A 24,912-nucleotide genomic window follows, 5' to 3' on the forward strand; every position below is an offset into this window, starting at 1 on the left:
AAAAATTATTTAAATACCGTTATTGATGGCAGCACTTTTCCCTGGCAATCAAATAATGCCTGATTCTCACGGGCATTCCCCTCTTTCCATTCGTCATGGATATATTTCATGCCGGCTTTGGTCGCCCACGTGGTGCCCGGGACGGCAATCCAGGTCGGCTCCCAATAAAAGATGCCTTTGCCGCGCTGGTCCGGAACATCAATAACGGCCTGCATTAAATCGTGAATATAATCGTACTGACCCTGAACGGTGCCCGGATAGCCGCCGTCTTTTTCTTCTTTCGCCTGGAAACTGTTTTCGGCGTTATCGCAGTTGTCGAGCGTATAGCCGTAGGCCGCTTCCACCACAATCACATCTTTGTTATAGCGCTTGCTGATGTCATCCATATTGGCTTTCAGCGCGCTTATCGGGCCGTTCCAGTAGGTGTACATCGACAGGCCGATGATATCGAACGGCACGTTGCGCCTGGTGATTTCATCAAACCACCAGCGGAAGGTGTCATTTTTGGTGCCTTCGGCCAGATGCAGCATGACTTTCACCTGCTCGCCGTCGGTCAGGTTCTCCTTTAGCCCGCCAATGGCGGCAGTAAGCAGCCCGGCCAGGCGGTCAAATTCGCCGCCGCCCTGCCCCCAGCTTTTGCCTTCCGGCCACAGCATGCCGCCGTTGATTTCGTTACCGATCTGCACCATGTCCGGCAGGACGCCCTCTTTCTTAAAGCGGGCAATGGTGTCGCGGGTGTAGTCATGGATCGCCGTTTTAAGCTGCGGGTAGTCCATCTTCTCCCAGGCTTTTGGCTTAAACTGTTTGCCCGGATCGGTCCAGAAATCGCTGTAGTGGAAGTCGAGCAGCAGCTTCAGCCCCTGCGCCTTCACGCGCTTCGCCAGCGCAATCGTGTTTTCCAGGTTGTTACTGCCGCCGCCGTAGGTATTGCCATCCGCATCCTGCGGGTCAACCCACAGGCGCAGGCGCACGGTGTTTACGCCGTTGGCTTTGAGGATAGCAATCGCGTCCTGCTGCTGGCCGTTCTGGTTATAGAATTTCGCGCCGTGTTGTTCTGCTTCCAGCAGGGTCGAAATATCCGCCCCCTTAATAAAATCCGCCGGCATGGCGTTAAAGGGACGCGTTTTTACCGCGTCGGCAGCAAACGCACTCGCGGCAAGGCCACATGAGAGGCAAACGGCGAGCAAAGCGGGTTTGAGTCTTTTCATGATCATCCTTTGGTACTCCCGGAGGTCAGGCCGGAGACGAAGTATTTTTGTAACGCCAGGTAGAGGATCGCCACCGGTACGGCAATCAACACCGCGCCTGCCGCGTAGGTGGTGTAGCTGGCACCCATTTTTTGTGCCACCAGGTTATAAAGCCCAATGGGTAAGGTGTATTTGTCCGGGGTGCGCAAAATGGTGCTTGAGAGGATGAAATCTCCCAGCGGCCCGGTGAAGGAGAACAGCGCCACCACCGCCACAATCGGCTTCGAAAGCGGCATGATGATCTCGATAAAAATCCGGAAGTTGCTGGCCCCGTCCATGCGCGCGGATTCATCCAGATCTTTCGGGATGGCATCGAGGTAGCCTTTCATCAGATAAGTGTTCATCGGGATCATGCCGCCTACGTAGATCAGCACCAGCGCCAGATGGCTGTTGATAAGACCCAGCAACTGCGACAGCACGAAGATGGCAATCAGCGCCGAGAACTGCGGGATCATCTGCAGCAGCAGGAACAGCATCAGCCCGTTCTGGCGTCCTTTAAAGCGAAAGCGCGAAAACGCGTAGGCGGTAAAGCTGACGCTGATTAAGGTCAGCACCATGGTCAGAAAGCTGATTTTCATCGAGTTCCAGTACCAGGTCATGTAGTTCACCTGGCCATTGAACAGGTCGGCATAATGCTGCACCGAGACGTTCTCGGGAATAATCGACGAGCTCAGCAGGCTGTTCCCCGCGTTAAACGACGCGCCGACCGTCCACACCAGCGGGTAAATGATGATTGTCGAGACCAGTGCGATAACCAGCCAGGAGAGCGAGAGGCGTACCCACTTCTCACGTTTAATACTTTGTGATTGAGCCATTGTTACGTTCCTTACGCCATGTCGTCATTTTTGAACGATTTCGTGGCGCGGAACTGCCACAGCGCCAGCCCGACGACAAAGATCGACAGCAGGATAGTGATGGTCGCCGCAATCGCGTATTGCGAAGAGGACATCGTCAGTTTGTAGATCCACGACACCAGGATATCCGTCCCACCCGCATTCGACCCCACCACCGCCGGTCCGCCGTTATTGAACAGATAGATGATGTTGAAGTTATTGAAGTTGAAGGTGTACTGGGTGATCAGAATCGGCGCAATCGAGTACAGCACCAGCGGCAGCGTGATGGTGCGCAGCTTCGTCGCGCTGCTGGCACCGTCCATGGTCGCCGCTTCGTAGAGATCGTCCGGAATGGCCTGCAGCACGCCGGTGGTCATGGCGAAAACAAACGGGAAGCCGAGCCAGGTCTGCATCATAATCAGCGCCGTTTTGGTCCAGAACGGATCGGTCATCCACGCTTTTGGCGCAATGCCGAAGAAGGCCAGTATGGCGTTGTTGATCACCCCAAAGGAGTCGTTGAACATCCCGGCAAACACCAGAATGGTGACAAAACCCGGTACCGCCCACGGCAGAATGAAAATGGTGCGGATCAGCGGCTTAAAGCGAAGATCCTTCTGGTTGACCAGGATGGCCAGCAGCACGCCTACCGAACATTGCAGCGTAGTGGCGAGCAGGGTCCAGACCACCGTCCACTGCAGCACGTCGAAGAAGGTCGAACGCCAGATGGAGAGCGTGAAGATATTGATAAAGTTCTTAAACCCGACCCAGTCTACAAGCTTAGCCGGCGGCGTGTGGTACAGGTTGTAGTTGGTAAACGCAATGGCAAAGCCGAACAGTATCGGGAAGACCACCACAAACACCAGCAGGATAAAGCCAGGGGTGATCATCAGATACGGGAAGCCGTCACTCAGCAGCATCTGATACTGCTTGCGCACGCTGTTCAGCCGTAAGCCTTCATCACGTTTACGGCCATTGACCCACGCATCCCGCATCGACAGGGCATACACCACGATGCCAAACGCGCCAATCAATACGCTGATGATCCCTTCAGCCAGCAGGAAGATGGAGTTGTCCCGCGGCACCTCCTCGCCCAGCGTCACCAGCCCCCACAGCCCCTCGCGCAGAAAATCGGCAAATACGCCGATAAAACTGGCCAGCAGCACCAGGAAGATGCCCCCTTTAAGCCACTGGCGATGGTAGAACTGACCGAAGCCAGGGATAACCGCCAGCAGCAGGCCAGTCCAGGCATGACGCCCGGCCCCGTGCGGTCTGGCAAAATTTTCCGGGATGATACTCACAGACAACTCCTTTCAAAAAAACGGGAGAGAAGCCTCCCGTTCGGCGACGTCAGAACATTACTGATTGCTGGCCTGCATGGCTTCGATTTGCATCTGGACCTGTTTCTCTGCGCTATCCAGCGCGGCTTTAGGATCCTGTTTGCCGGTCAGGCTCAGCTCCAGCGCGGCGTTGGCTGGCCCCCACACTTCGCCCATCTCCGGAATACCCGGCATGGCGGAGGCTCGCGCGGCCTGTACCGCGACGGCACTCGCTTTTTCATCGTTCTTGATAATCGGATCGTCGATCATCGCCGTCAGCGGCGGGATCTCGCGCGTGGCAACGTAGCGGGTTTTGACGTACTGCGGCTGGTTAATAAATTCGATAAATTTCTGCGCCAGCGCTTTGTCTTTGCTCCACGTGGAGACCACGTAGCCTTTCACCCCAAGGAAAGAGCTCATAGGCTTGCCGTCCGGCAGCACTGGCAGCGGCGCAACGCCATAGTTGATGCCAGCCGCTTCATACGGCTGGAATGCCCACGGCCCATTGATCACGGCTGCCGCTTTCTTCTCGGTAAACAAAGAGTCGATGGCGTTCAGACCGTTGTCGCCGACTATCCCGGCAGGGAAGATCCCGTCGGCGTAGAATTTTTTCAGGTACGTTACGGCCTCTACTGCACCCGGTTTGTTCAGGCCAACGTCGCTGGCGTTATAGCCGCCTTTGTCGTTTTGACCGAAGATGTAGCCGCCCATCGGGGAGATTGCCCCCCAGCTGTAGTAAATCTGGTCGAACTTGGCGAGCAGGCCGTACTGGTTTTTCGCGCGCTGCTGTTTCGAAAAGTCATACCAGTCCTGCAGTGAGTTCAGGGGCTTGTCGATGAGGTCTTTGTTGTAGATCAGGACCAGCGTCTCGACCGCTTTCGGCACGCCGTAGAGGGCATTATCCATTCTGAAGGCATTGATTGAGGCCGGGGTGTACTGTTGTGTCTGCTTAGCCTCCAGATTCAGAGGGGCCAGCAGCCCTTGCACCACGGCACCGCCCAGCTGATCGTTAGGAATAACCAGCACGTCCGGGCCAATGCCTGCCGGGCCGTCCAGGCGCAATTTTTCCAGCTGCTGGGCGTAAGGCGTTTCCTGCACGTTAACCTTAACGTCGTACTGTTTTTCAAAGTCGGCGACCGCATCCTTTATGCCGGACGACTTCTTGATGTCTTCCCAGACGTTAAGCTGCGTGGTGGCGTGGACCTGCATCGCGAGCGTAGAGAGGATAAGCGCAGCGAGAATGTTCTTTTTCATGTTCAACCTCATGTGAAGGTATAACAATTTTATGGTTATTATCGCATCAAACGCCTTACCCACCTCATCAAATAACGCATTAAATCTGATGCTGCACGTATGACATCAAATGCCTTTGGTTTGGTATACGCTACCCTTCACATCATGATAACTCTACAAAAAACTGCGAGTTGTGTGATCGTCATAACATTAATGGAATATCTGTATAGGGCCCATGAATACTGGAAGTTATAGTCAACACAGACAAATTGCACCGTCCAGCCATGTTAAACACAATTGTTATACGTAGAACATAACTGGCGATTTACTCGGGGAACACTGATGTCGAACATACAATTGAGGAATGTCACCAAGCGCTTTGGCGACACCGTTACCTTACACAACGTGAATCTGGAGATTGAAGACGGGGAGTTTGCCGTTTTTGTTGGCCCTTCCGGCTGCGGTAAATCGACCCTGCTGCGCATGATTGCGGGTCTGGAGGAGATTAGCGAAGGTGAAGTCTTAATCGGTAATGAGGTGATGAATGACGTCGCCCCTTCTCACCGGGGCGTGGCAATGGTCTTTCAGTCTTACGCGCTCTATCCGCATATGACCGTCGCCGAAAACATGGGCTACGGTCTGAAGGTGAATAAAGTCCCGAAAGATCAGATCCGCCATCAGGTAGAGATGGTGGCAAAAACGCTGCAGCTCTCACACCTGCTGGACCGTAAACCTAAACAACTGTCCGGCGGGCAGCGCCAGCGCGTGGCGATTGGTCGCGCCATCGTGCGTAACCCGCGCGTCTTTATGTTCGATGAACCCCTCTCAAACCTGGATGCTGAACTGCGCGTCGAAATGCGCCTGCACCTCGCCCGACTGCACCAGGAGCTGAAAACCACCATGGTGTATGTGACACATGACCAGATAGAAGCGATGACGCTGGCGGACAAGATCGTGGTCATGAACTATGGCAAGGTTGAGCAGATGGGTGCGCCGATGGATCTCTATTACAAACCAGCGAATAAATTTGTCGCCGGGTTTATCGGTTCTCCGAAGATGAACTTTCTGCCTGCCACCGTCGAAGCCTGGCAGCCGGGCAAGCTCACCGTCAGATTGTCACAGCAGAAGTCGCTCACGCTCGCGATAACCACCACACCGCTGCAGCCAGGCAGTCAGGTCACGCTGGGCATTCGTCCGGAACATTTAACCACCGACGTTAAGCGCGGCACGCCGCTGGAATTTAACTGTGAAGTGGTGGAACGGCTGGGGAACAACACTTACCTGTTTGGACAATGCTACGGCCATGACAACGTGAAGATCTTGCTGCCGGGCGACGTGAAGTTCGCGCCCTGGCAGAAGATAGACGTGGCGTTTGACGACCGTCACTGCATGGTGTTTGACGAGCAGGATGTGCGGGTGAGCGCAGATATCGACGATGCGGTGCGTTCGGTGGCTTAACGCGCGCCACCGTCAGCCAGCTTTCTCACCGCCCGCCCAAACGCCTCAATCGCCAGCGCAACATCCTCAGCCATCACCGATTCCGCCGGATGATGGCTGACGCCGCCCCTGCAGCGCACAAACAGCATCCCCACCGGCCAGCGCTCTGCCAGGGCGATGGTGTCGTGCCCGGCGCCGCTGGGCAGGGACACGGTACGCCCCTGCACCGATTCAACGGCGTCGCCCAGCAGATGCTGCAGACGCGCATCGCACGGCGTGGCGGCGATCCGGTAAAACTCTTCGGCGCCAAAACGTAACCCGCGACGGGCGGCGATGGCCTGCGCCTGCGCCAGCAGTTCAGCGAGTAGCGCATCCAGCGGGGCATCCTGCGGGCCGCGAATATCCAGCGAGAGCGCGACCTCGCCGGGTATAACGTTAACCGCACCGGGCAGACAGCGTAACGCCCCCACTGTCGCCACGAGATTGCCGCCGGCTTGCCGGGTGGTGTTTTCAATCAGCACCATCCATTCGGCGGCGGCGGCCAGGGCATCTTTACGGTGAGCCATCGGCACGGTACCGGCGTGCCCGGCCTCGCCGGTGAAGCGGCAGTTAAGGCGGCGCGCGCCGTTGATGGCTTCCACCACGCCCAGCGCCAGCCCCTCCTGCTCCAGACACGGCCCCTGTTCGATGTGCAGCTCCAGACAGGCGCTGAAATCGTGCGGATGGCGCGACGCCAGCGCCACGCGGGTGGGGTCGAGTCCTGCCTGCACCATCGCCTGCGCCACGCTGATGCCCTCGGCATCGCACGTCTCCAGCCAGCCCTGCGGCCAGGTTCCCGTCAGACCACGGCTGCCCAGCAGAGTGATGCCAAAACGGGTTCCCTCTTCGTCACCAAAGCCGACAATCTCAATCGCCTGGGCCAGGTGCTCGCCCTGCTGATGCAGGCTGTCCACCACTTCGATGGCCGTGAGTACCCCGAGCATGCCGTCGTAGCGCCCGGCGTTGCGCACGGTATCCAGATGCGATCCGAGCAGCACCGCCTGCGCCCCCTCCAGCTGGCCTTCATAGCGACCGCAGATATTGCCCACGCTGTCCTGCCAGACGGTCATGCCCGCCTGGCGCATCCACTCTCCAACAAGCTGGTTGGCCTGCAGATGCTGCGTGGAGAGATACACCCGCGTCAGCCCGTCCGGGGTTTCGCTGATGGCGGCCAGCGCGTCGGCACGTGCCATCACCCGTTCTGCCGGGCTCACAGTGGCGTCTCGCGGCGATAGTGATCCCACGCGGCCTGCATCGCCGCCCCCTGCGTCGTCGCGAACTTCAGGTAGTTCAGCACCGACTCCAGCGCGCTCAGGGTAGTCATCACGCAGTCTTTGCGTGCGTTATAGCCCATGGTGCCAATGCGCCACACCTTGCCGTGCAGCGGACCAAACGAGGTGCCGATTTCGATGCCGAAATCTTCCAGCATCAGCTTACGCACCTGGTCGCCGTTGATCCCCTGCGGGATCACCACCCCCAGCACGTTGTTCATCTTGTGCTTCAGGTCGCCGAAGGTCTCCAGCCCCATCGCCTGAATGCCCTTCAGCAAAGCGTCACCATGCAGCTTATGACGCGCGATACCGTTATCCAGCCCTTCCTGCAGGATCAGCCGCGCGCATTCGCGGGCGCCAAACAGCGCGGTGGTCGCTTCGGTGTGGTGGTTCAGACGCTCCGGCCCCCAGTAGTCCATCACCATGCCGAGATCGAAGTAGTTGGAGTAGATCATCTCCTCGTCGCCGTCGCGGTGGGCGTCGGTACGGATGCCCTCCTCAACGCATTTGCGACGGCGGATCGCCTCTTCCATCCGCGCGCTCAGGGTGATCGGCGACGTGCCCGACGGGCCGCCGAGACACTTCTGCATGCCGGCTGACACCGCGTCCAGCCCCCAGGCGTCGGTCTCCAGCGCGTTGCCGCCGAGCGATGCCGTGGCATCGGTATAAAACAGCACATCGTAACGGCGGCAGATCTCGCCAAGCGCCGCGAGCGGCTGCAGCATGGTGGTGGAGGTATCGCCCTGCACGGTCAGCAGCAGGCGCGGACGAATACGTTTAATCGCATCTTCTATCTGGTCCGGGGTAAACACCTCGCCCCACGGCACCTCGATGGTATGCACCTCTGCCCGACAGCGGCGGGCGATTTCGCACAGCAGGTGACCAAAGCGGCCAAACACCGGCACCAGCACTTTATCACCGGGGCGAATGGCGGAGACCAGAATCGCTTCAATCCCCGCGCGGGAGGTGCCGTCCACCAGCATCGTCCAGCGGTTCTCGGTACGGAACACCCCGCGATAAAGCGCCATCACCTCGTTCATGTAGTGGGTCATGGCCGGGTCGTACTGGCCAATCAGCTGGCTCGACATGGCGCGCAGCACGCGCGGGTCGGCGTTGATCGGGCCCGGGCCCATCAGCAGGCGCTGCGGCGGATTGATTTGCGGAAAGTGTGCGATATCCATTGTTCAGTCCTTATCAGTTGAGGCCGCGCACGGAGGAGATGAACTGCTTCAGTTCGGTGGTCTGCGGGTTGGCGAACAGCGTTTTGCTGTCGCCCTGCTCCCAGACTTTCCCCTGGTGCATAAACACCACGCGGTCGCCCACTTCGCGGGCGAAATTCATTTCATGGGTAACCAGGATGAGCGTCATCCCTTCGGCCGCCAGTTGCTCGAGCACTTTGAGCACTTCGCCCACCAGTTCCGGGTCGAGCGCGGAGGTGATCTCGTCACAGAGCAATACTTTCGGCGACATCGCCAGCGCCCGGGCAATCGCCACGCGCTGCTGCTGGCCGCCGGAGAGGCTCGACGGGTAGTAATCCAGACGGTCGCCAAGGCCGACTTTCTCCAGCATCTGCTGCGCCAGCGCCCGGCATTCGGCGGCGCTTTTCTTCAGTACCCGGCGCGGGGCGAGCATGACGTTCTCCAGCGCCGTCATGTGCGGAAACAGGTTGAAGCTCTGGAACACCATTCCGACCGAGCGGCTGATTTCACGCGCCTGAGAGTCCCGGTCGGTGATGGTCATGCCGCCCAGCTTGATGCTGCCGTCCTGATAGCCTTCCAGGCCGTTAATGCAGCGCAACAGCGTGCTTTTGCCCGATCCGCTGCGCCCGATAATGGAAATCACCTGGCCCATGTCGATATCCAGATCGACGCCCTTGAGCACGTGGTTATCGCCGTAGTACTTCTGCACCTGATTAATGGTGATGAGAGGCATTGAATTTCGTCTCCAGATAGCGGCTGTAGCGGGACAGCGGATAACACAGAATAAAGTAGCCCAGCGCCACCAGCGCAAAGACCTTAAACGGCTGATAGGTCACGTTGGTCAGCATGGTGCCGGCCTTGGTGAGCTCGATAAAACCGATAATCGATGCCAGCGCGGTGCCCTTGATCACCTGCACGGCAAAACCGACCGTCGGCGCAATGCCGATGCGCAGCGCCTGCGGGGCGACCACGCGAAACAGGGTCTGGCCAAAGGTCAGCCCCAGGCAGCGAGACGCCTCCCACTGCCCCTTCGGCAGCGCGCGAATACATCCGTTCCAGATATCGAGTAAAAAGGCGCTGGTGTAGAACGTGAGCGCCAGCGAGGCGGCGGTCCACGGCGAAACGTCAATACCAAACAGCGCCACGCCGAAGAAGGCCAGGAACAGCTGCATCAGCAGTGGCGTGCCCTGAAACAGCTCGATATAGCCACGGATGATGCGCTTCACCGTGCGTCCGCCCGTCAGGCGCAGCAGCAACAGCGGCAGCGTCACCACCGCGCCGCCGACAAACGCCACCAGCGACAGCAGCACCGTCCAGCGCCCGGCCAGCAGCAGGTTGCGAATAATGTCCCAGTCGGTAAAGGTGGTCATCATGCCTGTACCCCCAGCCATTTGCGTCCTGCGGCCATCATCAGCTGGCGCAGGGTAATCGACAGCGCTAAGTAAATCCCGGTTGTCACCAGATAAACCTCAAAGCTCAAAAACGTTCTGGACTGGATCAGGTTGGCGGCAAAGGTCAGCTCTTCATACGAGACCTGCGACACCACCGACGAGCCGAGCATCACAATAATGCACTGGCTCACCAGTGCCGGGTAAATGCGCTGCAGCGCGGGCGGCAGCACCACGCGGATAAAGGTCTGCAGGCGGGTCAACCCCAGCACGCGTCCGGCCTCCCATTGCCCTTTCGGCGTCACCTGGATCCCGGCGCGGATAATCTCGGTGCTGTACGCGCCGAGGTTCACCACCATCGCCAGCAGCGCCGCTTCCCCCGCGGTCATCTTCAGCCCCAGATTCGGCAGGCCGAAGACAATGAAAAACAGCTGCACCACAAACGGCGTGTTGCGGATGATCTCGACGTACCCACCCCAGATCCGGCTGTACCACGTTTTGCGTCCGCTGCGGATCGCCGCCCCGAAAATACCTGTCGCCAGCCCGCCCACGGTCGCCAGCACCGTTAGCTGAATGGTGACCCACAGCCCCGCCAGCAGCTCCGGCCAGTGCGGCCAGAGCGCGGAGAAATCAAGTTGCTCCGTCATCGGCTCAGGCGCCAAGGTTTGCCGGCAGCGGAGCCTTCAGCCACTGCTCAGACAGGCCGTTCAGCGTGCCGTCCTTAATACCCTGCTCAATCAGCGCGTCCACTTTTGCCTTCAGAGCCGGTTCGTTCTTCTTCAGACCAATAAAGCACGGCGAGTCTTTCAGCATAAAGCTCGGCACCGGGGCTTTCGCCGCGTTCTGACGCGAAATGGCCGCCACCACGAGGTTGCCGGTCGCCACGTACTGCACCTGCCCGGAGAGATACGCCGACAGCGTGGTGTTATTGTCTTCGTAGCGTTTTACGTTGGCCTCTTTCGGCGCCACGCTGGTCAGCACCATGTCCTCCACTGCTCCACGCGTCACGCCGATGGTTTTTCCGCTCAGGGCGGCGGCATCTTTCAGTTCGGCGCCTTTCGGGCCAAACACGCCAAGGAAGAACGGCGCGTAGGCGCGGCTAAAGTCAATCACCTTCTCGCGCTCCGGGTTTTTCCCGAGGCTGGAAATGACCAGGTCCACCTTATCGGTTTGCAGGTACGGCACGCGGTTGGCGCTGGTCACCGGGACCAGCTGCAGCTTGAGCTTCATCTGTTTGGCCAGGTAGCGCGCCATGTCGATGTCATAGCCCTGCGGCTGGAGATCGGTCCCCACCGATCCAAACGGTGGGAAGTCCTGCGGTACGGCGATACGAATAGTGCCGCGCTTCTCGATATCCTGAAGCTGGTCAGCCTTTACCGGCAGGTTGGTGAACAGACAGACGGCCCCGGCCAGTGCAATTAACAGTTTTTTCATGGTGCTTCCCCGTAACGTTAACATGAAACAAAAGATTCTTTGAATGTGTTTTTGCAACTAATGTGCCAGATAATGTAGCGCGGGGAATTTTCTGTTAACGCCTGATAAAACGTGGGCGGGGCGAAAATGCGCCCCATTTTCGCCCCGCCGTTCTGCACCATTTCAATGCAAAGCACCAGCCTGATGCCCCATTATCGTTGTTCCAGTTCGTCCAGCTGCTGGTAGAGAGAGGCAATCTCGTGAATGCGCGGACGGCCCTTATCGAGGATCTCATGCAGCAAGGCATTTGAAAGCAGGTTGATCAGGCTGTTGACGGACGAATAGCTGTCATAGGCCGAGACGCTGTCCAGCGGGGCGCAGAGCTGCCAGCTCGCCAGCGGAAACAGGCTGTGGGCCTGCGGCTCGCACATCAGCAGCACCGGAATGCCGCTGCTCTGAAGCTGCTGCATCAGCGGGCGGATAATGCGCGGGCGGCGGCGAAAGGCCATCATGACAACCAGATCGTCGGGCGTTAAATCCACCAGCTCCTCGCTCAGGCTCTGCCCCGGCTGCGGCAGCACCAGCACCTGCCCGCGCGCCTGCAACAGCTGCTGGCGCAGGTGCAGCGCCGCCGGATAGGCGTTACGCATGCCGATGATGACAATGCGTCGCGCCTTCACCATACAGGCCATCGCCTCGGCAAACTGCTGCGCGTCGAGGGCATTAACCCACTGGGTCAGGTTCGCCATCTCCTGCTTGTAGTGGCGCGCCAGCAGCGTGTTGCCCTGCACCGCGTCGCGGTTATCGGTAAGCGGCATCCCGCTCTGGCGCAGGGTGCGCAACTCGTCGCGCATGTCCTTATATTTCTCATAGCCCAGGCGCTTAAACAGACGGCTGACCGTCGCTTTTGACACTCCGCTCAGCTGCGCCAGCTCGGCGCTGTTGTAGCCGATCAGGTCGTCAAAATGATCGAAAATAAAATCCGCCACCCGCTGCTCCTGCGGCGACAGCGACGGGTATTGTGCTTTCAGACGTTCATCTAACTGTTCCATAGCGCCTCTGTAACTTTTGTTTCATCACATTTTGCTTTTCATTATACGTATCATGATACGTGCCAGTTTACTGAAACTTTTCTTTCAGAACTGGAACAACTTTTGCAGCGCCTTGTGACCTTCAGGGTTATGAGGACTTTTCATGCACAGTAATGTTTCCACACGCGGAATGGCCGTTGCGCCCCACTACCTTGCCAGCCAGAGCGCGCTGGCGGTGCTGCGCGAAGGCGGCAGCGCCATCGAAGCGATGGTGGCGGCGGCGGCGACCATCGCCGTGGTTTACCCGCATATGAACGGCCTCGGCGGTGACGGCTTCTGGCTTATCGTTCCGCCGCAGGGCGAGCCGATCGCCATCGACGCCAGCGGCGCGGCTGGCTCTCTGGCAACCCTTGCCGCTTATGATGATGTGGCGCAGATACCCCATCGGGGTCCCCGCGCAGCGCTCACCGTCGCCGGAACGGTCAGCGGCTGGGACGAGGCGCTTAAGGTCTCACGTGAGATGACCGGTAAATCGCTGCCGCTGGCCCGCCTGCTGGCCGACGCCATTGAGTATGCGCAGCACGGCACGCCGGTCACGCCCTCTCAGGCTCACGCCACGGCGAGTAAATTCGACGAGCTGAAAGATATCCCCGGTTTTGCGGAAACCTGGCTGGTAAACGGTCAGTTGCCAGAGGTCGGGAGCCGCTTTTATCAACCGGCGATGGCATCCACCCTTAAGCGGCTGGCGGAAGACGGGCTGGACAGCTTCTATCGCGGTCCGCTGGCGGAGGTGCTGGCGCACGGTATGGAGGCGCTGGGCCTGCCCGTGACGCTGGCCGATTTACACGCCCACGCTGCCCGGCGCACCACGCCGCTGACGCTGCAGCATCAGCAGGGGGAGGTGTTTAACCTCGCCCCACCGACCCAGGGGCTGGTCTCGCTGGCAATCCTCGGCATTACCGACCGGCTGAACATGGCGGAGGCCGACGACGCCGACACCCTTCACCGCATTGTTGAAGCCACCAAGCTGGCCTTTGGCCTGCGCGATGCTTACATCACCGACCCGCGCGAGCTGAAAACCGATATTCAGCGCCTGCTGGACCCCGCTGCCCTTCAGGCGCTTGCCGACAGGGTTGACGACAGCCGCGCCGCCCCATGGGGAGCTGGCAAAGGCCCCGGCGATACGGTGTGGATGGGGGTGATGGACAGCAGCGGCCTGGCCGTGTCGTTTATTCAGAGCATTTATCACGAATTCGGCAGCGGCGTGGTGCTGCCCGATACCGGCATCGTCTGGCAGAACCGCGGCGCCTCATTCAGTCTCGATCCCAATCATCTGCTGGCGCTCGCGCCGGGTAAACAGCCGTTCCATACCCTCAACCCGGCAGCGGCACGTCTTAAGGATGGGCGGGTGATGGTCTACGGCTCAATGGGCGGCGACGGACAGCCGCAAACCCAGGCCGCCCTCTTTACCCGCTACGTGGTTCAGGGCGTGCCGCTGCAGGAGAGCATCTCCCGCCCGCGCTGGCTGCTGGGGCGCACCTGGGGACAAACCTCGGACACCTTAAAACTGGAGGGCCGTTTTTCTCCCGAGACTGTCGCACGCCTGCAGGGGCTCGGTCACGACGTGGAGCTGTTCCCGGACTTTAGCGAAGCCATGGGCCACGCGGGTGCGATAGTTCGCCACCCGAACGGGCTGTTTGAAGGCGCGTTCGACCCACGCAGCAACGGCGCCGCCACCGGATTCTGAGGAGAGAATAATGAATGACGTACAACCTGAGTGGCACGCCTATCTGGCGCAAATGGAGTCCGTGCTTGGCATTGCGCTGGATGAGGCCCGCCGCGCCGAGCTGCATCTGCAGTTCAGCCGCATTGCCGGCATGGCCGCGCCGCTGATGGCGCTACCGCTCGACGACCGTCTGGAGATTGCAGGAGTGTATAAAGCATGACGCTACACGAGATGAGTATCAGCGACATTCAGCAGGCGCTCAGCGCAGGCGAGCTGAGCGCCCGCGATATCGCCCGCCAGACGCTGGAGACGATTGCGAAGGTTAACCCGCAGATCAACGCCTGGACCACGGTGACGCAAGCGCGCATGCTCGCCGAGGCGGACAATATCGACACCCTACGCCGCGAAAAGCGTCCGCTGCCGCCGCTGGCGGGCGTGCCCTACGCGGTGAAAAACCTGTTTGACGTTGCCGGCCACACCACTCTCGCCGGGGCTGAACTGTTCAGCCAGCGCCCTGCCGCACCCGCTGACGGCTTCGCGGTGCGCCAGCTGCGCAGCGCGGGCGGGCTGCTGACCGGCATGGTGAATATGGACGCCTACGCCTACGGCTTTACCACCGAAAACAGCCACTACGGCACGACGCGTAACCCGCACGACCTGACGCGCATTGCGGGCGGTTCATCCGGCGGTTCGGCCGCCGCCGTGGCCGCCGGGCTGGTGCACTTTTCGCTCGGCACCGACACCAACGGTTCGATACGCGTCCCGGCCTCCCTGTGTGGGATCTATGGCCTGAAGCCCACCTTTGGTCGTCTGTCGCGATCCGGCAGCCATCCCTTTGTCGCCAGCCTGGATCATATCGGCCCCTTCGCCCGTCGGGTGGGCGATCTGGCCTCCGTGTACGACGCGCTGCAGGGGCGGGACAGCAGCGACGTTTTTCAGGCAGAACATCCGCGCGAACAGACGCGCCCCCTGCTCGACCGCGGCCTGGAGGGCCTGCGCTGCGCGGTGCTCGGCGGCTACTTCACCACCTGGTGTGACGCCCAGGCCAGAGATGCCGTGGCGCGGGTAGCGAAGGCGCTCGACGTGCAGGATGAACTGCACTTCCCGGAGGCCGAACTGGCGCGCGCCGCAGCGTTTATCATCAGCGCCTCCGAAGGGGGAAATCAGTACCTGCCCGCGCTTCGCCGCGAGCCGGAGCGTTTTGAGCCGCACTCCCGCGAGCGGCTGCTGGCAGGGGCAATGATCCCCTCAGCCTGGTACATTCAGGCCCAGCGGTTTCGCGCGCATGCCCGGCAGGCGTTTAAGACCCTCTTCGCGCAGGCCGACGTGCTGATCGCCCCGGCCACCCCGCGCAGCGCCACGCTGGCGGGCGAGCAAACCATGGAGATTAACGGCCAGCCGCTGCCGATTCGCGCCAGCATGGGGATGCTGACCCAGCCGATTTCGTTTTTAGGCCTGCCCGTGACCACTGTTCCGCTGCGCACCGCGCAGGGGATGCCCATTGGCCTGCAGCTCATTGCCGCACCGTTTAACGAGCAGGCCTGCCTGCGCGTCGCGAGCGTGCTGGAGGAGAGTGGAATCACCGATGCCCGCCCGGCGGAGGTGGCGGTATGATGAATCACGATGACATCAACCTCCCGTGGGTGGTGGCGGAAGTGACGGCCGCCTTTTACCGCTATGAAGACGCGCTGGTGAGCAACAACATTGCGGTACTGGACGAGCTGTTCTGGCACGACAAAAACACGGTACGGCTGGGGGCGGGTGAAAATCTCTATGGCATTGATGAAATCCGCGCCTTTCGCGCGGCGCGCCCTGCCGCCGGGCTGCAGCGGACGCTGCGTCACACCGTCATCACCACCTTCGGGGAGGATTATGCGGTGTGCAGCACCGAATTTACCCGCGAGGGCACGCAGCGCATTGGCCGTCAGCAGCAGACGTGGGTGCGGTTTGCGTACGGCTGGCGGATCGTGGCGGCGCAGGTGAGTTTGATGGCGTAGGGCCACCGGGCCAACGTTGTCCCTTAGGCCGGGTAAGGCGCAGCCGCCACCCGGCTAAACACGGCACACTTACTTCTGAAACGGATGAACATCCCGCCAGTGATCGGCAATCTGCTGGCGGGTACAGACCCACACCCGCTCATGCTGCTGCACGTAATCAAGGAACCGCTGCAGCGCGCGAAAACGCCCAGGGCGCCCCAGCAGGCGGCAGTGCATGCCGATGGACATCATCTTCGGCGCGCGTTCCCCCTCTTCGTACAGCACGTCAAAGCTGTCCTTCAGCCAGGTAAAAAACTGCTCGGCGGTATTGAACCCCTGCGCGGTGGCGAAGCGCATGTCGTTCGCATCCAGCGTGTAGGGCACAATCAGGTGCGGTTTGCGGGTACCGTCGCTGCAGGCCACTTCCGTCCAGAAGGGTAAGTCGTCACCATAGTAGTCGCTGTCGTAGTCAAAGCCGCCGTGCTCCACCACCAGCTGACGCGTATTGGGGCTGTCACGCCCGGTGTACCAGCCGGTGGGTGGCTTGCCGAACAGATCGGTCAGAACATGCACCGCTTTCTGCAGGTGTTCGCGCTCCTGGCTGATATCCATGTTCTGATAGTGGATCCAGCGCCAGCCGTGGCTGACGACGTCGTAATCCGCTGACTTAATCGCCTCAACGATTTCCGGATGACGCGCCAGCGCCATCGCCACGCCAAAAACCGTCAGCGGCAGGCCACGTTTTTGAAATTCATTGTGGATCCGCCAGAACCCGGCGCGGCTGCCGTATTCGTAGAGGGAGTCCATCGACATATGTCTGTCCGGGTAGCTGGCCGCACCGATGATGTCCGACAGGAACTGCTCCGACCCGGCATCGCCGTGCAGAACGTGGTTTTCCGCCCCCTCTTCATAATTGAGCACAAACTGCACCGCGATGCGCGCCTGATTCGGCCACTGCGCGTGCGGCGGGTTGCCCGCGTAACCGCGCAGATCCCGCGGGTAATCCTGTTCAAATAGCGCCATCGCCTCTCCCCTCACCTTTAAAATGGATTCAATGCCTGAAATTGTCCGCTTAACGCTTTGTTTTCCGGGAACGCCAGGTCCCCGTGCTTGCTGGTCGACAGCCCCAGCGCCACCAGCGACTCCACCATCTTCACCGCCGCGCTGACGCCGTCGATCACCGGTACGCGCAGCTCGCGCGTCAGCTCCTGCGCCAGCGTCGCCATTCCGCCGCAGCCCAGCACAATGGCGCCGCAGCCATCCTCTTTCAGTGCCTGTATACAGCGGGCACGCACCTTCTCCTGCGCCAGACCGGAGCCGTCTTCCAGCGCCAGCACCGGAAGGTCGATGGCGTGCAGCGCCGCACAATGATCCTGAAAGCCATACTGGTGCAGGAGATGACGGGCAATGATCAGCGTGCGCGGCAGCGTGGTGACCACCGAGAAGCGCGTCGCCACCAGCGTGGCCATATGCATGGCGGCTTCAGCAATGCCGACTACCGGCCCCTGCGACAGCTCGCGCGCCGCCAGCAGACCCGGATCGCCAAAGCAGGCGATGACGTGACCGTGCACGCCCTGCTGCCTGCCGAGTTTGACCTGTTCGAGAACCCCCACCGCGGCGATAGCCTCATCAAAGTGGCCTTCTATTGAGGGCACGCCTGCACTGGGGCAGACCGCGAGGATTTCCGTGCCCGGTGCGGCCACCGCACGGGCCGCCGCGCCGATGGTTTCCGTCATCGCCAGGCTGGTGTTGGGGTTGATCACTTGTATACAGACTGACATTACGACTCCTTGTGGCCGGCGAACAGCCGGGCAAAATCAGGCAGGCACTCACCCGCCCGCTCGAAGCAGAGGCTGGCGACGATATGTTCAAAATGGTGCATTAAGGCATCACTTAGCGGCTGGAGCGCCTTCTGGCGCAGCAGATCCACCAGCTGTTCGTGATCGTTGCAGCGGCAGCCCTGACGCCACGGCGCCCCCCAGGTGGCAATCACCAGCGAGGAGCGCTGGCTCAGGCCGGTCACCATCTCCGTCAGCACCTGATTGCCGGAGATGGCCTGCAGCTGAATGTGAAAACGGGCGGAGTGGCGGATCGCCGCCGGACCGTCGTAGGCCTCGTGGGCCTGCTGCTCCTGGCGAATAATGGCCTCCAGCGCGGCAAGATGCGGCGGCTGACAGTGCGCCAGCACGTCCGGCAGGTTGGCAACCTCCAGCAGCGCGCGGGTGCGGAAGATGTGCTGCGCCTCTTCGACCGTCGGGCTGGCAACGTATGCACCACGCCTGGGCGTTAAGGTGACCATTTGCACAGCGGCGAGTCGCTGCAGCACCTTGCGGATGCCCGTACGACTCACGCCAAACACCTCCGCCAGCGCCTCTTCCGGCAATTTGCTTCCCGGCAGCAGCTGATGTTCGACAATCGCGGTCATCAGCGCCTGGAAGATGGATTCGTCTTTGTCATGCAGGTCTGGCGCGGTCTGCAGGGCGTTTATGTTATTCATTCACCACTCCGAATTTTACTTTCCGTTATCGAATCGTATACATAAAAATAAAATATTGCATACAAGATTTATTATTTTGGCCTGGATCCTGCAACACCGTTTGCACTCCCACTCAACGGGTTTTCATTCACAGGAGCAGGTTTCATGCCAAACAGTCAAAATACACCACAGGGTACGGCCGCTGATTCCGGTGCGGTTTACAGCCCACGTCTTTGCAATGAGGATCTGGCACCGACGCGTGACCAGAGCTGGAGCTGGTACAACATCTTTTCGTTCTGGATGTCGGATGTGCACAGCATGGGGGGGTATGTTGTCGCCGCGAGCTTCTTTACGCTCGGACTGGCAAGCTGGCAGGTGTTGCTCTGCCTGCTGGTAGGAATTTGTATTGTGCAGCTGTGCGCCAACCTGGTGGCAAAACCGAGCCAGATGGCGGGCGTGCCCTACGCGGTGATCAGCCGTCAGGCCTTTGGCGTCTTCGGGGCCAATATTCCGGCGGTGATCCGCGGGCTTATCGCCTTTGCGTGGTACGGCATTCAGACCTATCTCGCCGCCAATGCGCTGATGCTGGTGGCGCTGAAGTTCTGGCCGTCGCTCTCTTCGCTCACCACCGGCGCGTTCCTGGGCCTGTCGCATCTGGGCTGGATCTGCTTTGCCATTATGTGGGTCCTGCAGGCGATGGTCTTCTGGCACGGCATGAGCGCCATCAAACGGTTTATTGATATCGCCGGTCCGGCGGTCTATGTGGTGATGCTGGCTCTCGCCGGCTGGATTGTATACAAGACCGGTTTTGACGGTATCTCCTTTACCCTCGCCAGCAAGTCCCTGAGCGCGGGCGAGCAGACCTGGCAGATGATCACCGCGACGGCGCTGGTGGTCTCCTACTTCTCCGGCCCGCTGCTCAACTTTGGTGATTTCTCCCGCTACGGGAAGAGCATGGGTGAGATCCGCCGCGGTAACCGCTGGGGTCTGCCGTTTAACTTCCTGCTGTTCTCCATCGTCACCGTGGTGATTGTTTCCGGTACCCAGTCGCTGTTTGGCCGCATGATCACCGATCCGATTGAGACCGTCAGCCGCGTGGGTAACGATCTGGCGGTGGCGATTGGCCTGCTGACGATGATCACCGCCACCATCGGGATCAACATCGTGGCGAACTTCGTCTCCCCGGCGTTTGATTTCTCTAACTGCTCGCCGCAAAAAATCAGCTTCCGCACCGGGGGCATGATTGCCGCCATCGGCTCGATCCTGCTCACCCCGTGGAACCTGTTCAACTCGCCGGAGCTTATCCACTACACCCTCGACGTGCTTGGGGCGTTTATCGGCCCGCTGTTCGGCATTCTGATTGCCGACTTCTACCTGATTAAACGCGGCAAGGTGTCGGTCGACGATCTGTTCAACGACACGCCAGAGGGCAAATACTGGTACCGCAACGGCTTTAACCCGAAAGCCATTGGCGCGCTGATCCCCTCCGTTGCCGTGGGTCTGGTGATCAGCTTTATTCCGGCCCTGCATGAGGTGGCAAACTTTAGCTGGTTTATCGGCGTCTTCCTCGGCGGTGTCACCTACCGCTGGCTGGCGCGGGAAGAGCGCGAGACAGCAAAGGCAACGTCGTTCAGCTCCCGCGTGGCGACGCAAAAAGAGTAACCCTTCCCTTCCGGCCGCAGTTTATCTGCGGCCTGCTCATTCTGGCACCCTTCTTGCTGAGCCTTTTTACCCCGCTACGCACACACTAAGGCAGGAACCATGATGGATTACCAGACAGCGATCCGCGGTGCATTTTTTGACATTGCCCAGGTCTGTGACAGCGCAGACGCGATTGCCCAACACGCGCGCTATCTTGAGGACGGGGTGCTGTTTATACAGAACGGAAAAATTCTGGCGCACATGTCCTGGCAGGAGGGCGAGCAGTATCTTGACCCGCACAAAGGCTACACCGACCTGCGCGGCAAGCTGCTGCTGCCCGGATTTATCGACACCCACATCCATTACCCGCAAACGGAGATGATCGGCGCATTTGGCGAGCAACTGCTGGAGTGGCTGACGACCTATACCTTCCCGGTGGAGAGCCAGTTTGCCGATGAAGCCTACGCGAAAGAGATCGCTGAATTTTTCATTAACCAGCTGGTCAGCAATGGCACCACTACCGCGCTGGTGTTTTGTACCCTCCATCCCGAATCGGTCGAGGCGCTGTTTACCGAAGCCCTGCGCCTGAATATGCGCCTTATCGCCGGCAAGGTGATGATGGACAGGCACGCGCCGGACTACCTGAGTGAAGATCCCAAACAGAGCTACCGGCAAACGCGGGCGTTGATCCAGCGCTGGCACCACCGGGGGCGGCTGGGGTATGCCATTACGCCGCGCTTTGCCCCGACCTCGTCCCCCGAGCTGCTTGCCGCGGTCAGCCTGCTCAGAGAGGAGTTCCCGGATACCTGGCTGCAGACCCATCTGAGCGAAAACCCCAACGAAGTGGCCTGGGTGAGCGATCTCTGGCCGGAGCACGAGCGTTATCTGGATGTGTATCATCACTACGGCCTGACCGGCGAGCGCAGCGTGTTTGCCCACGGTATTCATCTGCACCACAGCGAGTGGCAGTGCCTGCATGACACCGGTTCGGCGGTGGCGTTTTGCCCCACCTCTAACCTGTTTCTCGGCAGCGGGCTGTTTCGCCTGCCCGCCTGCTGGCAGCACAGGGTGCGGATGGGCATCGGCACCGACGTGGGGGCGGGCACCACCTTCAGCATGCTGCGCACGCTGGGGGAAGCCTATAAGGTCGGCCAGCTCCAGAGCTACCGCCTGCGCGCCAGCGAGGCATTTTATCACGCCACGCTGGGCGGGGCGCACGCGCTGCGGCTGGACGATAAAATTGGCAACTTCGCCCCCGGCAAAGAGGCGGATTTCGTGGTTATCGACCCTGACGTGACGCCGCTGCAGCGCCTGCGCAATCGCCGCTGCAGGGATATTTACGAGCAGCTATTTGTGCTGATGACCCTGGGTGATGAGCGCAACATCAGCGAGACCTGGGTCAACGGCGAGCAGGTGTGGTCAACTGCCCCGGTAGGTTGACCATCCGCCGGGGGCAATCACAAACGGCAGATGAAAGTGTTCCTCTGCCGTTTCTCCCGTCACAAAATCAATTTGCGCGCAGGGCCAGATCGTGTCGCGACCGGTGTCGCGAAACCATGCGCCGATCTCCGCCACCAGCCGGTAACGGCCTGCGGGCAGCGAGGGAACGAACGCGGCGATGCGCCCCTGTGCGTTGGTCACGCCCGTGGCGAGCGTCTTCCCCTCCTGTTGAAGATGGACGGTCACGCCCTCTGCAGGTTTGCCCGTTGAGATATCCAGAATATGCGTGCTTAACGTACTCATTCGCTAATGACTCCTTCCAGCCGTAGCAGCGTAATTTCCCGTAACTGTTCCAGCGCGGCGCGGACTTCCTGTGCGTCACTGTTTTCCAGCCGCGCGTGCAGCGCCTGTAACATCTCCTCACCGCTGCGGCCTTTGGCGCGGATCAGAAAGACCCGTCCAAAACGAGCTTCGTAGCGGGCGTTGGCCTCGCGTAACGCCTGCGCAAGCCCGGCATCACGGTCATTCACCGCACCCTGCTCCTGGCGCGACAGCGCCGCCTCCGCCCCGGTGCCCGCGGGCTTTTCGCCAATGCGCGAATGCGCGCTCAGGGCGAGGGTTAATGCCGCGTCATCCCAGCGTTGCGTCAGGGCCTGCGCCGTGATGAACAACGCCTTCCGGCTCGGGTAAGGCCGCCCGCGAACCAGCGCGTCGGCCCAGCCGGGGATCGCCACGCAGGGGTGAAGCAGCGCCACCGCGTCGTGGGCCGGAAGATGATTAAAGTCGTGCAGTGCGATCATAGCGTCTCCTGTGGTGTCCTCTTCCAGGCTGTTGCACAAACCACGCCACAGTTGCCCCGGCGTGAAACAGTCGATTCCGGATGAGTAAAGCGGAAATTTTTGATTCAAAAAAAGGCACGCTCACCGCGTTTACGCACCTTAGCAGTGCAAGTACCGCTCTCACAACGCCGTTTTCGCCACGCTGCAGCCTGGTACGCAAATTGCTGAATAACCTTACCCCAGCAAAAGGAGAGAAGCATGAGAGCAATCGTCATTGGCGCGGGTATTGGCGGCCTGAGCGCCGCCGTCGCACTGAAGAAAGCGGGAATCGACTGTACCGTATTTGAAGCCGTAAAAGAGATCAGGCCCGTCGGGGCGGCCATCTCCATCTGGCCTAACGGCGTGAAATGCATGCAGCACCTCGGGATGGGGGAGATCGTTGAGACGTACGGCGGGCCGATGCGTTTCATGGCCTATAAAGATTACAGGCGTGGCGAGACCCTGACCCGCTTCAGCCTTGCCCCGCTGGTTGAGCGTACCGGAGGGCGTCCCTGCCCCGTCTCGCGCACTGAACTCCAGCGCGAAATGCTGGCGTTCTGGGGACGCGATAACGTGCAGTTCGGCAAGCGCGTCGAGCACGTCCATGAAGACGACGCTGGCGTGAGCGTGACCTTCACCGATGGCACCACGGCGCACGGGGATTTTCTGATTGCCGCCGACGGCGCCCACTCGGCGGTTCGCCCGTACGTGCTGGGCTATACCCCGGCGCGCCGCTATGCCGGTTACGTGAACTGGAACGGGCTGGTGAAGATTGACGAAGAGATTGCACCGGCTCATCAGTGGACCACCTTCGTTGGCGAAGGCAAACGCGTGTCGCTGATGCCCGTCTCCGGCGGACGGTTTTATTTCTTTTTTGACGTGCCGCTCCCGTTGGGCCTGGCGGAGGATCGCACCACCCTGCGCGCCGATCTCACGGGCTACTTCCGCGGCTGGGCGCCGCCGGTGCAAAAGCTTATCGCCGCGCTCGACCCGCAGACCACCAACCGCATTGAGATCCACGACATTGAGCCGTTCGACACGCTGGTGCGCGGCAACGTTGCGCTGCTGGGCGATGCCGCACACAGCACCACGCCGGATATCGGCCAGGGCGGCTGTGCGGCCATGGAAGATGCGGTGGTGCTGGGTCAATGCCTGCGTGAAAACCACAACGTGACGCTGGCGTTGCGACAGTACGAAGCGCTGCGCTGCGACCGGGTGCGCGACCTGGTGCTGAAGGCGCGTAAACGCTGCGACGTGACCCACGGCAAAGACATGGCGCTGACGGAGGCCTGGTATCAGGAACTCAAAGAGGAGACCGGAGAGCGCATCATCAACGGTCTGTGCGACACCATTCAGGGCGGCCCGTTAGGCTGAACGCAAGAGGGATAAGCATGAAAAGAGAACCGACCCCACCCGCCCACTGCACGTTTGAGCCAGAGGACTGGCTGCGTCTGGCGAAATGCTGGCATCCGGTCGCCCGGGCCTGCGACATCGGCCCGGCGCCGGTTAAAGCGACCCTGCTGGACGAACAGCTGGTGATTTACCGGATCAACGACCAGGTCGTGGTCGCCCGGGACGTGTGCCCGCACCGCGGCGTGCCGCTGACGCTCGGCTTTCACGATGAGCACGGGATTATCTGTCCCTATCATGGCCTGCGTTTTGGGGAGGACGGGCGCTGCAACCGCATTCCGTCCAGCCCCGACCAGCCCGTTCCGGCGAAGCTGAACCTGATTAATTACGCCGTGGAGGAGCGCTTTGGCCTGATCTGGACCTGCCTGGCGTTTGATCCGGACAACCCCGCGCCGCTGCCCACCCTGCCGCACTGGGATGACGACGGATTTCAGCAGATTAACTGCCCGGCGTTCGAAGTGAATGGCTTCGCCGGGCGTCAGGTGGAAGGGTTTCTGGACGTGGCGCACTTTGCCTGGATCCACACCGATACCTTTGCGGATCCCAATAACCCGCTGGTCCCTGACTATCAACCCCAGGAGACGCCGTTTGGCTTTGTTGCCGATTACTGGAGTACGGTGAGTAACTATCCTCCCGCTTCGGATGTGCAGGCCCCGGAGGGCTTCCGCTGGTTGCGCCATTTTGAAATGCATCTGCCGTTTACCGCCACCCTGACGATCCATTTTCCGGGGGAATCCCGGCTGGTAATCATGAATGCCGCGTCGCCCGTTTCCTCACGCGTGACCCGCATGTTCGCCCCTATCGCGCGCAATTTTGATCTGCATATTCCGGTGGAAGAGGTGCATGCCTTTAACCTGCGCATCTTTGAAGAAGATCGCCTGATGGTTGAAACCCAGCGCCCGGAAAGCCTGCCGCTGGATCTCACCCTGGAAGCGCATATCCCCGCGGATAAAAGCTCGATTGCCTACCGCCGGGGACTGAAGAAGATGGGCTTTGGCACATTTTTCCTGGTATGACG

At 60.3% G+C, this 24,912-nt stretch carries 24 protein-coding genes and 1 pseudogene; 9 read left to right on the top strand and 16 right to left on the bottom strand.

All coding sequences use genetic code 11. The features are described from left to right. Positions 1–5: 5 nt before the first annotated feature. From EKN83_RS03190 to EKN83_RS03205, 4 genes are read right to left on the bottom strand one after another with little or no spacing between them, the layout of a single operon-like run. The gene (locus tag EKN83_RS03190; RefSeq protein WP_126800318.1) at positions 6–1,208 is read right to left on the bottom strand and encodes an arabinogalactan endo-beta-1,4-galactanase; all 1,203 of its coding nucleotides are present in this window, start codon (positions 1,206–1,208) and stop codon (positions 6–8) included. A gap of 2 nt (positions 1,209–1,210) precedes the next feature. Then, positions 1,211–2,062, bottom strand: coding sequence for a sugar ABC transporter permease (locus tag EKN83_RS03195; protein WP_025755901.1), 852 nt, complete (start codon positions 2,060–2,062; stop codon positions 1,211–1,213). 11 nt (positions 2,063–2,073) lie between these two features. Then, positions 2,074–3,378: a carbohydrate ABC transporter permease gene (locus tag EKN83_RS03200; RefSeq protein ID WP_045284644.1), complete on the bottom strand. Its 1,305-nt coding sequence runs from the start codon at positions 3,376–3,378 to the stop codon at positions 2,074–2,076. 57 nt (positions 3,379–3,435) lie between these two features. Continuing rightward, positions 3,436–4,650 (bottom strand): extracellular solute-binding protein, encoded by a 1,215-nt coding sequence (locus tag EKN83_RS03205; protein ID WP_126800319.1) that lies wholly within the window; start codon positions 4,648–4,650, stop codon positions 3,436–3,438. Between the two features lie 321 nt (positions 4,651–4,971). On the opposite strand from EKN83_RS03205, the gene EKN83_RS03210 reads away from it, so the two are divergent. Further along, on the top strand, positions 4,972–6,087 hold the full coding sequence (locus EKN83_RS03210) for an ABC transporter ATP-binding protein (RefSeq protein WP_025755904.1): 1,116 nt from the start codon (positions 4,972–4,974) through the stop codon (positions 6,085–6,087). On the opposite strand, the gene hpxK is transcribed toward EKN83_RS03210, so the two are convergent. The 7 genes from hpxK to hpxU form a co-directional block, all read right to left on the bottom strand. Continuing rightward, entirely contained in the window at positions 6,084–7,349 is a 1,266-nt protein-coding gene (gene hpxK / locus EKN83_RS03215; protein ID WP_260591123.1) for an allantoate amidohydrolase, read from the bottom strand. The genes EKN83_RS03210 and hpxK overlap by 4 nt on opposite strands. After that, complete coding sequence (locus tag EKN83_RS03220) at positions 7,316–8,557, bottom strand: pyridoxal-phosphate-dependent aminotransferase family protein (protein ID WP_126800321.1); 1,242 nt, start codon at positions 8,555–8,557, stop codon at positions 7,316–7,318. The genes hpxK and EKN83_RS03220 overlap by 34 nt, the downstream gene beginning before the upstream one ends. 13 nt (positions 8,558–8,570) lie before the next feature. Next, entirely contained in the window at positions 8,571–9,308 is a 738-nt protein-coding gene (locus EKN83_RS03225; RefSeq protein WP_023327069.1) for an amino acid ABC transporter ATP-binding protein, read from the bottom strand. Then, a complete protein-coding gene (locus tag EKN83_RS03230) occupies positions 9,289–9,945 on the bottom strand; it encodes an amino acid ABC transporter permease (RefSeq protein WP_164850651.1) in 657 nt (218 codons plus the stop codon). The genes EKN83_RS03225 and EKN83_RS03230 overlap by 20 nt, the downstream gene beginning before the upstream one ends. Beyond that, a complete protein-coding gene (locus EKN83_RS03235; protein WP_045284650.1) occupies positions 9,945–10,610 on the bottom strand; it encodes an amino acid ABC transporter permease in 666 nt (221 codons plus the stop codon). Before EKN83_RS03235 ends, EKN83_RS03230 begins: the two co-directional genes overlap by 1 nt. Before the next feature lie 4 nt (positions 10,611–10,614). Further along, the gene (locus tag EKN83_RS03240; protein ID WP_095440982.1) at positions 10,615–11,397 is read right to left on the bottom strand and encodes a transporter substrate-binding domain-containing protein; all 783 of its coding nucleotides are present in this window, start codon (positions 11,395–11,397) and stop codon (positions 10,615–10,617) included. A 191-nt stretch (positions 11,398–11,588) separates the two neighbouring features. Continuing rightward, complete coding sequence (gene hpxU, locus EKN83_RS03245; RefSeq protein WP_025755910.1) at positions 11,589–12,428, bottom strand: MurR/RpiR family transcriptional regulator HpxU; 840 nt, start codon at positions 12,426–12,428, stop codon at positions 11,589–11,591. A gap of 142 nt (positions 12,429–12,570) precedes the next feature. Between hpxU and hpxW the strand changes: the two genes are divergently transcribed. From hpxW to hpxZ, 4 genes are read left to right on the top strand one after another with little or no spacing between them, the layout of a single operon-like run. Next, positions 12,571–14,154 carry an oxamate amidohydrolase gene (hpxW, locus tag EKN83_RS03250; RefSeq protein WP_126800322.1) on the top strand — a complete coding sequence of 528 codons (1,584 nt, stop codon included), beginning with the start codon at positions 12,571–12,573 and terminating at the stop codon, positions 14,152–14,154. Positions 14,155–14,164: 10 nt separating this feature from the next. Continuing rightward, positions 14,165–14,353 carry an oxalurate catabolism protein HpxX gene (gene hpxX, locus EKN83_RS03255; RefSeq protein ID WP_025755912.1) on the top strand — a complete coding sequence of 63 codons (189 nt, stop codon included), beginning with the start codon at positions 14,165–14,167 and terminating at the stop codon, positions 14,351–14,353. After that, positions 14,350–15,747, top strand: coding sequence for an AtzE family amidohydrolase (locus EKN83_RS03260; RefSeq protein WP_126800323.1), 1,398 nt, complete (start codon positions 14,350–14,352; stop codon positions 15,745–15,747). The genes hpxX and EKN83_RS03260 overlap by 4 nt, the downstream gene beginning before the upstream one ends. After that, positions 15,744–16,130, top strand: coding sequence for an oxalurate catabolism protein HpxZ (gene hpxZ / locus EKN83_RS03265; protein WP_095440980.1), 387 nt, complete (start codon positions 15,744–15,746; stop codon positions 16,128–16,130). The genes EKN83_RS03260 and hpxZ overlap by 4 nt, the downstream gene beginning before the upstream one ends. Positions 16,131–16,199: 69 nt before the next feature. Here the strand turns inward: hpxZ and puuE are convergent, their stop codons facing one another. The 3 genes and pseudogenes from puuE to EKN83_RS03280 form a co-directional block, all read right to left on the bottom strand. Continuing rightward, entirely contained in the window at positions 16,200–17,099 is a 900-nt protein-coding gene (gene puuE / locus EKN83_RS03270) for an allantoinase PuuE (RefSeq protein WP_229235359.1), read from the bottom strand. Next, positions 17,017–17,890: pseudogene (gene hpxA, locus EKN83_RS03275) on the bottom strand (allantoin racemase). The gene puuE and the pseudogene hpxA overlap by 83 nt, the downstream one beginning before the upstream one ends. After that, complete coding sequence (locus tag EKN83_RS03280) at positions 17,890–18,606, bottom strand: GntR family transcriptional regulator (protein WP_095449496.1); 717 nt, start codon at positions 18,604–18,606, stop codon at positions 17,890–17,892. The pseudogene hpxA and the gene EKN83_RS03280 overlap by 1 nt, the downstream one beginning before the upstream one ends. A 144-nt stretch (positions 18,607–18,750) precedes the next feature. On the opposite strand from EKN83_RS03280, the gene EKN83_RS03285 reads away from it, so the two are divergent. Then, on the top strand, positions 18,751–20,247 hold the full coding sequence (locus EKN83_RS03285) for an NCS1 family nucleobase:cation symporter-1 (RefSeq protein ID WP_126800325.1): 1,497 nt from the start codon (positions 18,751–18,753) through the stop codon (positions 20,245–20,247). A 102-nt stretch (positions 20,248–20,349) separates the two neighbouring features. Beyond that, entirely contained in the window at positions 20,350–21,666 is a 1,317-nt protein-coding gene (gene guaD / locus EKN83_RS03290) for a guanine deaminase (RefSeq protein ID WP_047958219.1), read from the top strand. Here guaD and uraH read toward each other — a convergent pair. Both uraH and uraD read right to left on the bottom strand, forming a co-directional pair. Next, on the bottom strand, positions 21,646–21,969 hold the full coding sequence (gene uraH / locus EKN83_RS03295; protein ID WP_045284659.1) for a hydroxyisourate hydrolase: 324 nt from the start codon (positions 21,967–21,969) through the stop codon (positions 21,646–21,648). The genes guaD and uraH overlap by 21 nt on opposite strands. After that, on the bottom strand, positions 21,966–22,466 hold the full coding sequence (uraD, locus tag EKN83_RS03300) for a 2-oxo-4-hydroxy-4-carboxy-5-ureidoimidazoline decarboxylase (protein WP_126800326.1): 501 nt from the start codon (positions 22,464–22,466) through the stop codon (positions 21,966–21,968). Before uraD ends, uraH begins: the two co-directional genes overlap by 4 nt. Before the next feature lie 237 nt (positions 22,467–22,703). Between uraD and hpxO the strand changes: the two genes are divergently transcribed. Continuing rightward, a complete protein-coding gene (gene hpxO / locus EKN83_RS03305) occupies positions 22,704–23,858 on the top strand; it encodes an FAD-dependent urate hydroxylase HpxO (protein WP_126800327.1) in 1,155 nt (384 codons plus the stop codon). A gap of 17 nt (positions 23,859–23,875) precedes the next feature. Further along, positions 23,876–24,910: a molybdenum cofactor-independent xanthine hydroxylase subunit HpxD gene (hpxD, locus tag EKN83_RS03310; protein ID WP_095449494.1), complete on the top strand. Its 1,035-nt coding sequence runs from the start codon at positions 23,876–23,878 to the stop codon at positions 24,908–24,910. The last annotated feature ends 2 nt before the right edge of the window (positions 24,911–24,912 follow it).

Source organism: Enterobacter sp. WCHEn090032 (genome assembly GCF_003986875.1).
GTDB lineage: Bacteria > Pseudomonadota > Gammaproteobacteria > Enterobacterales > Enterobacteriaceae > Enterobacter > Enterobacter sichuanensis.